This window comes from Paenibacillus jamilae (genome assembly GCF_050482105.1).
In the GTDB taxonomy this organism is placed as follows: Bacteria; Bacillota; Bacilli; order Paenibacillales; family Paenibacillaceae; genus Paenibacillus; species Paenibacillus jamilae_B.
The window spans coordinates 598,843-611,882 of record NZ_JBCNHI010000018.1 but is presented as its reverse complement, the minus strand read 5'-3'; the positions used below and the strand labels follow the sequence as shown (position 1 = coordinate 611,882).

Genomic DNA, 13,040 nt, shown 5'->3' with positions numbered 1-13,040 from the left:
CTCTTACGTTCCATACTGAGCTTGGTGCAGGCGGCTATATGCACCTTTTACGGCCATTAATTCTTCATGTTTTCCTTGCTCGGCAATCCCTTGATCTGCAACTACAATAATGCGGTCAGCATTTTTAATCGTTGCCAGACGATGGGCAATCACAAGTGTCGTGCGACCTTGAGATAGCTCTGTCAAAGCTTGCTGAATTGCAGCTTCTGTCTCTGTATCCAATGCTGATGTCGCTTCATCCAAAATGAGAATTGGTGGATTTTTCAGAAACATCCTGGCAATGGATAAACGTTGCTTTTGACCACCGGACAGCTTTACGCCTCGCTCACCGATCATCGTATCCAGTCCTTCTGGATACGATCGAACAAGTTCTTCAATCTGAGCTCGACGGGCAGCATCCCAGATTTCATCCTCTGAAGCATCAAGTTTGCCGTAAGCGATATTTTCACGTATCGTTCCATCAAAGAGGAATACATCCTGCTGTACGATTCCAATCATGGATCGCAGCGAATCCAGCTTCATTTCGCGGATATCCATGCCGTCAATCTTAATGCTGCCTTCCTCGACATCATAGAAGCGTGGCAGCAAGCTGCAGAGTGTCGTTTTACCTGCTCCTGAAGGACCCACAAGGGCTACGGTTTCTCCCGCATGAATAGCAAGGTCCACTTTGCGCAGTACCTTGTCTTTGTTTTCATACCCAAATGTTACACCTTCAAATTGAATATCTCCATTAAGATGCTTAACGGTCTTTGCACCTGGCACATCCTCTACGTCAGATTCACTTTCCAGCAAATCCAAGTAACGTCGGAAGCCGGCAATCCCTTTGGGATACGTTTCAATGACAGAGTTAATTTGTTTGATAGGTGCAAGGAATACATTGGACAACATTACAAATGCGATAAATTCCCCATAAGACATCTGCCCCTCAATAACAAACCACGTTCCACATACAAGCACAAACAATGAGACCAGCTTCATCAGGATAAAGCTAATTGAAGAATTCCATGCCATAATGCGATAAGCGATCAGCTTTGTTTTACGAAACCGTCCATTATTTTCAGCAAAACGCTCCATTTCATGTGCTTCGTTGGAGAATGCTTGAACAACACGGATACCACTAACGTTATTTTCAATCCGGGCGTTGTAGTCCGCAATATCAGAAAACATACGATGGAAGGCGGCATTCATTTTACGACTAAAGTACAAGGACAGGTAAATCATTAGTGGAACGATAACAAACGTCAGGACTGCTAGTTTCCAGTTAATGCTGAGCATGATACCGAAAGCCCCGCCCAGAGTCATCAGTGCGATGAACAAATCCTCAGGTCCGTGGTGGGCAATCTCTCCGATATCCATTAGATCGTTCGTCATACGGGAGACCAGATGGCCTGTCTTGTTATTGTCGAAAAAGCGAAAGGACTGCTTTTGTACACGATCAAACAGCTTTTTGCGCATATCTGATTCAATGTTAATTCCCAGCTTATGTCCCCAATAGGTAACGACGTAATTCAACCCGGCACTCACAACATAAATTCCTAGCAGAGCTAGACAGGCAAATAATATCCATTTCCAGTTTCCGCTGGGCAGCAAATCATCAACTACTCGATTGACTGCAAGTGGAAAAGCCAGCTCCAGCAGTGCAGCTAGTATAGCGCAAGTAAAATCAATGATAAACAAAGTCCGGTATGGACGGTAATATTCAAAAAATCGTTTCAGCAATATGACTTCTCCCTTCTTATTTAAATAAACTGATTATTTAGGATCGACGGAAAACATTTTAATAGCCTCATCCAGTGATTGATCGATAGCGAGTGGTGAGTAGGTAAACCAAGGATCGGCCTTGATGAAATACACTTTGTGATTTTTGACAGCCGGGAGATTTCTCCATAGCGCACTTTGCTCAATCTCCTTCAACATTCCGTCCTTAGTCGCTTCATCGTAAACCAGCATAATAATACGATCTCCTGACAGTTCAGGCAGTTTTTCCATCGAAATGCTATCGTATACAAAGTTATACTTCGGGTCCTTTGCGAGCTTCTGACGTATGTACTCTGGAGGATTCAATTCCAGTGAACGGTAGATGACATGCCCTACATTTCGTGCCCCGTACACTCTTAGCACGTCCTTACCGTAGGTCATATAAATGGTAATCGTTTCATCTTTTTTGAATTTTCCAGCCAGCTGCTTTCGGCCTTCTTCAGCCTTTTTGTCAAAACTAGCGATCCATTGCTCGGCTTCTTTGTCCTTACCTAGCACGGCTGCGACATCCCGCAGTTGCTTAAATACATCCCCATCTCCAAACGAGACGGCTACAGTTGGAGCAATTTTTTCCAGCTGCTCTTTCACTTCCGGCGAGGTATCTTCTGTTGTTATGATCAGGTCAGGTTGTAGCTCCAGTACCTTTTCCACATTCGTCGGGTTCCCAATATCAGCAATCCCGTCAATCTTTCCTTTCAAATAGTCGCCTTCCAACACATGAGAAGCAGCCCCTACTGGCTTAACACCTAAGGCCAGCATCGCATCCAAATATTGTGTCGTGACGACTCGCTGTGGATTTGCAGGGATGTTGATTTTTTGGCCAGTGGCATCAACATATTCGCGCATGACAACTGATTTGGATTGCCCGTTAAGGGCATCCGTTCCACTCTTTTCATTGGTCTGATTGGTACTAGCTGCATTTCCGCATGCAGCCAATACAACCATCAAAAAAACGACAAGACCAAGCATGGTTCCCCTCTTTAAGCTGTACTTTTGTTGCATAATATACGTCCTCCTTAGATATATGCCTTCATAAAATGATAGTGATTCTCATTATCACACAATTGTTATTCTATCTTTTACCGCCTCTTCTTACAATACAAAAATTAAAAACTTCCATTTATGTGTACATGTCATCTTGGTAAAATATCAAAAAAAAGAACCGATGCGTATTCTTGCATCAGTTCGAAAGTTTAATATATTGGTTCCGTACCCACTCTTATTTGGATTGATCCACTAGCTCCAGTTTGGCGGGAATGGATTTTTTCACGGTCTTACCTTGTAGTACATCCTTGGCTGCTTGCACTGCCAATTGTCCAATCAACTCAGGTTGCTGAGCCACAGTGGCTGTCAGCTTCCCTTCCTTAATTGATTTAAGCGCATCCTCGTTACCATCAAAACCGATGACTGGAATTTTCTTACCAGAACTTTGAATGGCTTCAATCGCTCCCAACGCCATTTCATCATTATGAGCAAATACAGCCTGAACGTCCGGGTTGCCTTGCAGCAGATTTTCCATCACATTCAAACCTTTGGTCCGATCAAAATCAGCCGACTGCTTGGCAATAACCTTCAGGTCCTTATCTGCTACTTCATGGAAGCCTTTCCCGCGTTCGCGGGTAGCCGATGCGCCTGGGACGCCTTCCAGCTCAATGACCTTGGCACCTTTTCCGACTTGATCAATCACGTATCTGGCTGCCATCCGTCCTCCCTCGACGTTGTCCGAAGCGACAAGCGCTTTCACATCTCCTTTGTCAGCAGAACGGTCCAGCGTAATTACCGGAATGTTCAATGCATTCGCTGACTGCACCACCGTGGAGATAGCCGATGAATCTGTCGGATTGATAAGTAACGCATTCACTCCCTGTTGAATCAGATCATCCACGTCATTACTTTGTTTCGCAGAATCATTTTGTGCATCGACCACAATAACCTGCAATCCTTGTTTTTTGGCCTCTGCAACAACTCCGTCTTTGAGAGAAACGAAGAATGGATTATTCAGCGTTGAGATCGACAAACCGATTTTAATGTCCTTCAGGTCTGCAGCCGCTTTAGGCTTCGCCCATTCGGGCGGTTCCAGGGAACACCCTGTCATGAGCAGGAGCAGCAAGGCAGTCATAATTAATGTAAGCTTTTTCATATTTGTGTGTCTCCTTCTACGCAGATTAGGTGTATTATGCGGATTTTTTACGGTCAATCAATACAGCAATAGCAATGACAATCCCTTTTACGACCATTTGGTAAAAAGAGTTAACCCCCAGCAAATTCAAACCGTTGTTTAGAGTACCGATAATAAGCACACCAATTAACGTACCTACAATTCGTCCTCGTCCTCCCGAAAGGCTTGTTCCACCTAATACGACAGCCGCAATGGCATCCAATTCATAAGAAGTACCCGCTGTCGGCTGCGCCGAATTCAGGCGTGAGGTCAAGATAGCACCCGCCAACGCGGAAAGCATTCCAGCCAAAGAGTAGATCCAGATTTTTACACGTGGTACTTTAATACCAGATACAATCGAAGCTTTCTCGTTGCCGCCGATGGCATACGTTTTACGTCCGAATGGTGTTTTATGCAAAATGGTCCACAGGACTGCAAAGGTAATAAGCATCGTAATCGCCGGGACCGGAATACCAAACTGGTAACCACGACCAAACAATTGAAATACTAGACTGTCACCGAGTCCCGTAATAGGGTTACCGTTGGTATAAACTAAGGTTAATCCTCTAAAAATAGTCATAGTTGCGAGTGTGGCAATAAACGGAGCCATTTTACCTTTGGTAATCATTAAGCCGTTGACCATGCCCATTACGCCACCCAATGCACAACCAATGATAATCGCCAAAATTGGGTCAAAGCCAGCCAGCATCATATTGGCCACAAACGCACTAGATAGTGCTAATATGGAGCCGACGGACAAATCTATTCCGCCTGTAAGAATAACAAAAGTCATACCGAACGCGATCAATGCATTAATAGATACCTGACGTAACAAATTCAAAATATTAAGCGGTTCCAAAAAGCTGGGATTTAAGACCGATACAATAATTACCAAAATAATGAGTCCCAACAATGGACCAAGCTTCTGGGTGATTTGTGATATTTGGATGCCTTTGCTACCTTTTGCTTCATTCATAGTTGTCATATTACTGTCCTCCTGTAGCTAGCGTCATTATATTTTCTTGTGTAGCTTCTTTCCTGCTCAGCTCTCCACTGATCTTTCCCTCGTGCACCACAACAATACGATCACTCATGCCGAGTATTTCGGGAAGTTCTGAGGATACCATGATAATCGCGACTCCACGTTCGGTCAGTTCGTTCATCAACTGGTAGATTTCCCGTTTGGCTCCCACATCCACGCCTCTCGTCGGTTCGTCCAGAATGAGCACATTGGGTCCGATTCCCACCCATTTGGCAATAACCACCTTTTGCTGATTGCCGCCTGACAAACTACCAACCCTTGCTTCGGCCGATTGTGTTTTTATTTGTAAGCGCTTAATTAATGTATTAACAAAATCCATTTCTTTTTTGCCTGAAATAAATCCCTTTGATGTAAAACTGAACAGATTCGTCAGCACCATGTTTTCCCGAATGGAAAAATCCAGCACTAAGCCCTCATCTTTTCGGTCCTCTGTAATAAAGCCAATCCCTAGTTTCACTGCATCATCCGGCTTGCGAATAGACACCTTTTTCCCACGGACGTGGATCTCACCACTATCCAAGGCATCAAGTCCAAATAACGACCGCATGATCTCAGTGCGTCCCGAGCCCATCAAGCCTGAAAAGCCTACGATTTCCCCTGAGCGTACAGTAAAATTCACATTTTCAAATAGACCTTGATGTGATGCGTTTTTGACCTCTAGCACCACTTCCCCCAAAGCAGGCGTTCTTACCGGGTAGCGTTCAGTCAGTTCTCTACCAACCATTTTCCGTACAACCTCATCAAAATTCGTATCAGGGATCGCTTGAGTATCTACGGTTTTCCCGTCACGCATAATGGTAATCCGATCACAGATCGCGAATATCTCCTCCATCCGATGGGAAATATACACAATTGAAACACCATTTTTTTTCAAGGAAGTAATAACCTCGAACAGCTTTTGAATTTCCCGTTCGGTTAAGGCTGCTGTGGGTTCATCCATTACGATCACTTTAGCATCCGTCATGAGTGCCTTGGCTATTTCAATCATTTGTTGCTGACCCACTGAGCACTCGCCTGCTTCACCGCTCAAAGGAAGGTTTACTGAAAGCTTGCTAAATTGCTCATTTGCTAGCGCTTTCATTTTAGAGCTATCTAGTAATCCCCACTTGGAAGTCATTTCCTTGCCGATAAACAGATTTTCCAGTACCGTCATCTCCGGCCACACATTCAGTTCCTGGTGAATAAAAGCAATTCCTTGTTGCTCCGCTTCCTTGGGGTTGGCAAAGTAGGTTTCCTGACCGTCAATGGTGATCGTTCCCTCATCTCGCCGATGTAGCCCGATTAAAATATTCATAAGCGTTGATTTGCCTGCACCATTTTCACCCATGAGGGCATGTACTTCTCCTTCACGGAGATCAAAGTCAACGCCACTCAGTACCTGATTGGTTCCAAATGCTTTGTGAATTCCTTTCATTTGAATCTGCATACTGTCCCCCCCTTTTCATTCCACACTAATTTATCCAAAATGAACTCCTGACTGTAAAATACAATTGGCAAACGGTGTAGCCTCTCCTGTACGGATGACAACTTTGGCTTGCTTGGTTAATTCCTTGAATTGTTCATGCGAGCAAAACTCAATGACGGCAGTCGGCTGAATAATTTGTGAATCCTCTAGTTGCTCTCCTGCAAAGGTGCGCATAATATACTGGAGTGCTTGTTCATTTTCTTGTTTGATTTCTTCGGCCAGTGTTACTTTTTCAATCACCATATCCGAAGCAATAACATCAACAACGTCTTGAAAGGACGGAACGCCCAGTTTCAGCGCCAAATCAATTTTGGTAACGCCTTCAGGAACAGGTAAGCCGGCATCAGCCACGACAATAAAGTCCGTGTGGCCGAGATCCGTTAGTATTTTGGATATATGACTGTTTAGAATTCCATGTTTCTTCATTATAATTGCTCCTCCACTTCGCGACGGGTTGGCATTCCACCTTGCGCTCCAAATTTGGTAACAGACAAGGACGCAGCACGATTAGCAAATTTCACACTATCTGCCACCGATTTTCCTTCAGCCAGTGCCACCGCAAAAGCAGCGTTGAAAGTATCTCCTGCACCTGTTGTATCGACAGCTTCCACCTTGTAAGTGGGAACCACAACTTCCTGTTCTCCGTCGAAAAACCGTACACCGTTGCTGCCTTCCGTTACAAACAACTTGTTCGGATATTTGCGCAAGGCTTCTTGAAGACTCATATCCTTAAATAGGATGGCAGCTTCATGCTCATTAGGCGTAATGTAGGTTGCATGAGCAATTACACTTTCTTCCACTTCACGAGCCGGGGCTGGATTCAGCAACAAGGGTACCTGGTACTTCGCACAAACTTCGCTTACATAAACGATTGTCTCCGCCGGTATTTCCTGTTGAATTAACACAATATCCGAACTTCGAATAACATCAAGCGCTTCTTCCACATAAGCGGGTGTGACCTCATTATTTGCTGCTTTTACTACAACAATACTGTTATCACCCTCGGCCAGTATAATATGTGCTGTACCGCTTTCCATATGTGTAACCGGTTTCACATGGCTAATATGAACATAATTCTCTTCAAAATTGCGTAAAATATGTTGTCCAAAATGGTCATCTCCTACACGTCCAATCATCGTAACGTCCGCACCGAGTCGTGCTGCGGCTACTGCCTGATTGGCTCCTTTACCTCCAGGTACGGTTGTAAAGCTGTCTCCCAATACGGTTTCACCAGCACCGGGACGCTTGGACGAAGTAACTACGAGGTCCATCGAACTGCTTCCGATAACGGTAATTTTAGCCATGATGATCCACCCTTCTCGTTGTTTCCCGTTCGATAAATTTGACGGGTAATTGTATGCTTGAATAGGTAAGTACTTTCGAATGAAGATTAGGTACACTTGATTTCGTTGCTTGCGCCTGCTCGATCAACTGAATGAGCAGACCTGCCGCCTCCCAGCCCATTTCATAAGCAGGCTGCCGGATCGTTGATAATGGCGGAAATAACAAGCTGCTTAATGGTATATCATCAAACCCGATAATTTGAACATCTTCCGGGATTTTCTTTCCTAATCTATGTGCTTCATGCATCACCGCTGTAGCTACAATATCGTTACTGGCAATCACTCCGTCCGTATCCGGATACTTGCTGAACAGCTCTTTGGCCCACAATTCAGCCTCCTTGAACGAAAAGGATGTTGTCTCGACGACATGGTAAGCAATACCGGATTGCTGAAGCTCTTCCACCGCCCCGCGAAAACGATCTTGTGCTGGACGAATATGAGCAGGACCCTGCATGACTGTAATTTGTCTGCTGCCACGGACAACCATGGCCTGCGCAGCCAAGCGACCGCCATGAGCTCCATCCGCATAAACGGATAAACTGTCACTGGAAGTCCGATCGAGAAAAACGACTGGGATTTTCAGTTTGGCGTAGCAATCAGCAGCAGGGTCATTGGTAGATGAAATAACCCCAACAACATTATTCTGAATAAAAGTATCCATGTAATCTAATTCTTTTTGGCGATCCTCATCACTATTACCGAAAATGATCCGAAAATCATTTTCCTGCATTCGATCCTCCACCCCACGAGCCAACAAGGGAAAGTAAGGGTTCGTAATATCCGGCAGCAGCAGACCGATTAATCTGGATTTCTTTTTATACAGAGAACGTGCAACTTCATTAGGCTTGTAATTTAGCTGCTTTACCGCAGCTTCAACCTTTCGCCGTGTATCTTCGTGGACATATCCGGTTTCATTAATAACTCGGGATACGGTCGCCACGGAAACACCTGCAAAACTTGCTACCTGCTTAATTGTTGTCATAATGTAAGTTCAACTCCAATTGTGTAACCGGTTACACATATAAAATATCATAGCATTTATTTTTTGACAAGCATTAATTATTTGCACATCGAAAGCATTAGCCGTATAATCTTTTTTGTAACTGATGAAGTTCCACCTTTTTACTTACTCTAGAATAGACAGATTTTCTACCAGCTGCTCAATAAAATATGTATACTTGGAGGCATTTCCCTAATGAATATCGAAGTTTGGTCTGACTATATGTGTCCGTTTTGTTATATTGGCAAACGCCGCTTGGAGCAGGTCCTACAGCAGTTCCCACACCGCAATGAGGTTCAATTGACATTCAAGAGTTTTGAATTAAACCCGAATGCTGTGAAAGATAGTGGCAAAACGATTAATGAGGAACTATCAGCAAAATATGGCGTCAGTCTGCAAGAGGCTCATGCCATGAATGATCGTATGACCGAAAACGCACGTTCTGCGGGTCTAGAGTACAATATTCATGCCATGGTGCCGACAAACTCTCTCGATGCTCACCGTCTAACGCATTGGGCTCAAACACAAGGCAAAATGCTGGAACTAAGCGAGCGTTTATTTCAGGCTGTCTTTATGGAAGGCAAGCACACTGGGGATCAGGGAGTGCTGGCAGCGTTGGCAGCCGAGGTTGGCTTGGATCATAACGAAGCCGTTGCCATATTAGCCGGTGACCGCTTTACCGACGAAGTTAGAGCTGATGAAGCTGAAGGGGCTAAGTTAGGTGTTCAGGGTGTGCCATTCTTTGTATTTGATCGAAAATTTGCTGTTTCTGGTGCTCAGCCGGAGGAGGTATTTCACGACGCGCTTCAAAAAGCATGGGATGAACGTTCACCTTTCACTATGATTAGTGGTAACTCGTCCAAACAGGATGCAGCGGGTGTATGTACCGATGATGGTTGCGAGCTTCCAAGCCGCGAGAACTGATCAGTCAATGAACTAAACCTCTCTTTAAATAACTTATGAAAAAGCGTGCCAGCATCCATTAAATCTGATGCGGCACGCTTCTTTATTTTTTTATAATGATTTAATCATACCGCCGTCCACAAGAATGGTGCTGCCTGTCAAATAGGATGAAGCCGATGACGCCAGAAAAGCCACGACTTTACCAAACTCTTCTGGCTCTCCATACCGTCCTAACGGAATCCCCTCTTCTGCTTGTTTGCGAACTTGATCCGTCGTTTGGTGGGATTTTTCGGCCCGATGCTCGTCCAAGCTACGTACGCGATCGGTTGCAATTCTCCCTGGTGCTACAGTATGTACCAGAATATTATAAGGAGCTAATTCCATGGACAATGTTTTCGCCAATCCGGCAACTCCAGTACGTAGTGTATTGGAAATAATCAGGCCTGGAATCGGTTGCTTCACTGATGATGAGGCGATATTTAAAATTCTACCGCTTTGTTGTTTTTTCATATAGGGTAACGCTTCACGGATCAACCGGATATGACTAAGTAAATTTTGCTCAAAGGCCTGCATCCATACTTCATCTGTAAAATCATCAAAGGTGCCCGCAGGGGGCCCGCCCGCATTGTTAACCAAAATATCGACGGTGCCAAACCAATCAACTGTACGGCGGATAGCCTGGGAAATATGTTCAGGTTTGGTTACATCACAAACTACATATTCAACGCGACCACTCGCAGTTTCCTGCAATTCGGCTTGTGTTCGCTGAAGCTCTGCTTCGTTACGTCCCGAAATAACAACATTCGCACCCTCACGTGCCAATTCGCGTGCACTTGCTTTGCCAAGCCCTTTACTGGAGCCTGCAACAAAGGCTGCTTTTCCTGTTAATCCTAAATCCATCTATGACACTCCCTTTTCTAAGATTTCTCTATTTAATTGTACACATGACCACTACATAATGCGAATAGTTCGGTACAAATTAACAAGACAACACAAAAAAGGGCCTGACATTCAGTCAGCGCCTTTTCTGCTATACACTATTTTCTTGGTTTATAGCACTATAATGCTTCAGATATTGTTGACTTCTCATATACAACAACGGACTGGCTCTCAGGCTCCCATTTAACATTTGCTCCCAAAGCCTCTCCGATTACCCTTACAGGTACCATTGTCGTTCCATCCACTATGGATGCTGGCTGCTCGATAGAATACGATTGGCCGTTAATATATGCTTTTGCGCTATTCACGAATAATTTGACGGACACACCGTTACGACTGACAGTAACAGCCTTTTCTTTCGGATCCCAGGAAACCTTGGCATTCAGAGCTTCGGAAGCTGTTCTAAACGGAACAAGTGTGGTGCCATTGCGGTTAATCGGTTCGGCATCATATTTTTCACCATTCACGAACAGCTTCATACCTGACGACCGTCCAGCCTTCCTCAAGAATACATCCAGTTTTTTGTAGCTATCCAGATTGGACACATCAGCCAATACTGCCTCCTCCTGCATGTAAACCGCATCTGTTACATTTCCGTTTTCAGCCAGTAGCTCAGCAGCCTTAGTTAGTGCTTTGTCAGAATTTCGGATCAATTCAAGTTCAGTTACCTGCTCCGGGGTCAAACGCTCCGGGTATTTTGTAAGCAGCAGATCCGCAATAACCGCTCCTGCCGGCTTATCTTTTGTATTTTTTACTGCTTGTAGCAGACCATTGTACCCGTTGTGTCCCTTGTGACCTTTATGGTCTTTGGACTCCCCGTATGTATCATCCGTTACTGCAACAGGGGTGTTCTTTTTGATTTCGTCGTGTTTATCTTTTTTGCTGCTCTTTTCATTCCGGTCTTTATCAGACGTATTTGCTTCCTGTTTGTTCTCCTGATCATTTCGGTGCCCCTGCTTAGCTTCAGCAGTTCCCGCTGCCAGTCCCAAGACCAGTATACACGCTAATAATGCTGTCCAAGTGTTTCTCATGATGCGATTCCTCCTTATAGTAAAAGACCAGGTTTAAATGTAACCTACATATATTAACGGCTACTATAAGCTGAATATGAAGCCCTTTTTTACTAGTGTTGCATTTGTAGGGGCTGATGGTAGAATCATTATAATAAATTTTATTATGCGTCAACCTATTTCCACAGTATAATGGGAAATGCATGTGCATTTTAAGGATTAACGTTTACATTCGCATATTAGAAAGAAGAGGAGACAGACATGTTCGGCACCATTCTTTTAGACGTTGTTTTACCTATTTTTGTCCTTATCGGGTTTGGCTGTATCATGCAATATTATTTCCGACTGGATTTGTATACCTTAGCTAAAATTAATTTTTACTATATCACCCCTGCAGTTGTGTTTACCGGTCTTTATAACTCTGAAATTTCTTTAATCCTCATGGGTGAGGTTTCACTTTTTTATGCTCTGTACATAGCGATTTTGTACCTAATTAGCACTACTGTTGCCAGGTCCCTAAAATACAGCCCCGGAATGCGTGGAGCTTTTACAAACAGTGTAATGCTAGATAATTCAGGGAATTATGGCTTACCAATTAATCAGTTGGTGTTTAAAGGTGATCCGCTGGCTATTTCTGTCCAAGCTCTGATTATGACTTTTCAAAGCTTTGTTACATTTACATACGGTACCTTTGTTGTACAGAGTGGTAAGGCTAATACACGAAAAATTTTAATTAATTTTTTGAAAATGCCCGTCCCCTATGCGCTTGTGCTGGGCTTGCTCCTCAATCTCCTACACAGCCCATTGCCTAATTTGCTGGCTGAGCCTCTAAATTATATTAGCCATTCGATGGTCGCAGTGGCTCTGCTTACTTTGGGAGCACAAATTGTGCAGTATCCTTTTCATTTGCGCCGGACAGCCGTGTACATCAGTATGGTGTTACGTCTGATTGCGGGGCCAATAGTTGGTTTTATGCTCGTGTTTTTCTTAGGCCTTAAAGGAATTCCCGCTCAAGCACTGCTCATTGCATCAGGTATGCCTACTGGTGTTAATACGAGTATTTTGGCGGAAGAATATAAAAATGAACCTGACTTTGCGGCACAAACAGTATTACTTTCTACGATTGTGAATGTCATTACGATGACCTTATTAATTTCAATATCCCGTCATCTTACTTGAGGTGTATGATAAATATAAAACTTTATTTGTAACGCTTTTTGTCTGAGGACAGGAGCGTTTCTTTTTCAATTAAAACAGGAACACACGTTCGTGATTGTACCCCTTTTTCTGTTTAAAGTGGTCTGTTTGTTTAACGGTGATAGTATGCGAGAAGGAATATTTTTCTATTATGAATTTTTCATATAGTGAAATAGTTATATATTTGAATTTTAACCTCTGATTCCTCCAAAAATAAAGCCAGCT

12 protein-coding genes are annotated in these 13,040 nt (G+C 43.9%); 2 read left to right on the top strand and 10 right to left on the bottom strand.

What is annotated here, in order from left to right; genetic code table 11:
* Positions 1-3: 3 nt before the first annotated feature.
* From ABEW32_RS18050 to ABEW32_RS18015, 8 genes are all read right to left on the bottom strand, one after another.
* A complete protein-coding gene (locus ABEW32_RS18050; RefSeq protein WP_430190098.1) occupies positions 4-1,719 on the bottom strand; it encodes an ABC transporter ATP-binding protein in 1,716 nt (571 codons plus the stop codon).
* A gap of 33 nt (positions 1,720-1,752) precedes the next feature.
* Entirely contained in the window at positions 1,753-2,760 is a 1,008-nt protein-coding gene (locus ABEW32_RS18045) for an ABC transporter substrate-binding protein (protein ID WP_430190095.1), read from the bottom strand.
* 217 nt (positions 2,761-2,977) lie between these two features.
* Positions 2,978-3,898 carry a ribose ABC transporter substrate-binding protein RbsB gene (gene rbsB / locus ABEW32_RS18040; protein WP_430190092.1) on the bottom strand — a complete coding sequence of 307 codons (921 nt, stop codon included), beginning with the start codon at positions 3,896-3,898 and terminating at the stop codon, positions 2,978-2,980.
* A 34-nt stretch (positions 3,899-3,932) separates the two neighbouring features.
* A complete protein-coding gene (gene rbsC, locus ABEW32_RS18035) occupies positions 3,933-4,901 on the bottom strand; it encodes a ribose ABC transporter permease RbsC (protein ID WP_430190089.1) in 969 nt (322 codons plus the stop codon).
* Between the two features lies 1 nt (position 4,902).
* The gene (locus ABEW32_RS18030) at positions 4,903-6,384 is read right to left on the bottom strand and encodes a sugar ABC transporter ATP-binding protein (protein ID WP_430190086.1); all 1,482 of its coding nucleotides are present in this window, start codon (positions 6,382-6,384) and stop codon (positions 4,903-4,905) included.
* 30 nt (positions 6,385-6,414) lie between these two features.
* Positions 6,415-6,849 carry a D-ribose pyranase gene (rbsD, locus tag ABEW32_RS18025; RefSeq protein WP_430190084.1) on the bottom strand — a complete coding sequence of 145 codons (435 nt, stop codon included), beginning with the start codon at positions 6,847-6,849 and terminating at the stop codon, positions 6,415-6,417.
* On the bottom strand, positions 6,849-7,727 hold the full coding sequence (gene rbsK / locus ABEW32_RS18020; protein WP_430190081.1) for a ribokinase: 879 nt from the start codon (positions 7,725-7,727) through the stop codon (positions 6,849-6,851). The genes rbsD and rbsK overlap by 1 nt, the downstream gene beginning before the upstream one ends.
* Positions 7,720-8,748 (bottom strand): LacI family DNA-binding transcriptional regulator, encoded by a 1,029-nt coding sequence (locus tag ABEW32_RS18015; RefSeq protein WP_430190079.1) that lies wholly within the window; start codon positions 8,746-8,748, stop codon positions 7,720-7,722. Before ABEW32_RS18015 ends, rbsK begins: the two co-directional genes overlap by 8 nt.
* A 213-nt stretch (positions 8,749-8,961) precedes the next feature.
* Here ABEW32_RS18015 and ABEW32_RS18010 point away from each other — a divergent pair, with 213 nt between their 5' ends.
* Entirely contained in the window at positions 8,962-9,690 is a 729-nt protein-coding gene (locus ABEW32_RS18010) for a DsbA family oxidoreductase (protein WP_430190077.1), read from the top strand.
* 90 nt (positions 9,691-9,780) lie between these two features.
* Here the strand turns inward: ABEW32_RS18010 and ABEW32_RS18005 are convergent, their stop codons facing one another.
* Positions 9,781-10,569 carry an SDR family oxidoreductase gene (locus tag ABEW32_RS18005; RefSeq protein ID WP_016820742.1) on the bottom strand — a complete coding sequence of 263 codons (789 nt, stop codon included), beginning with the start codon at positions 10,567-10,569 and terminating at the stop codon, positions 9,781-9,783.
* Between the two features lie 158 nt (positions 10,570-10,727).
* On the bottom strand, positions 10,728-11,639 hold the full coding sequence (locus ABEW32_RS18000) for a copper amine oxidase N-terminal domain-containing protein (protein ID WP_430190073.1): 912 nt from the start codon (positions 11,637-11,639) through the stop codon (positions 10,728-10,730).
* A gap of 240 nt (positions 11,640-11,879) precedes the next feature.
* On the opposite strand from ABEW32_RS18000, the gene ABEW32_RS17995 reads away from it, so the two are divergent.
* Entirely contained in the window at positions 11,880-12,797 is a 918-nt protein-coding gene (locus ABEW32_RS17995) for an AEC family transporter (protein WP_430190070.1), read from the top strand.
* Positions 12,798-13,040 lie beyond the last annotated feature (243 nt).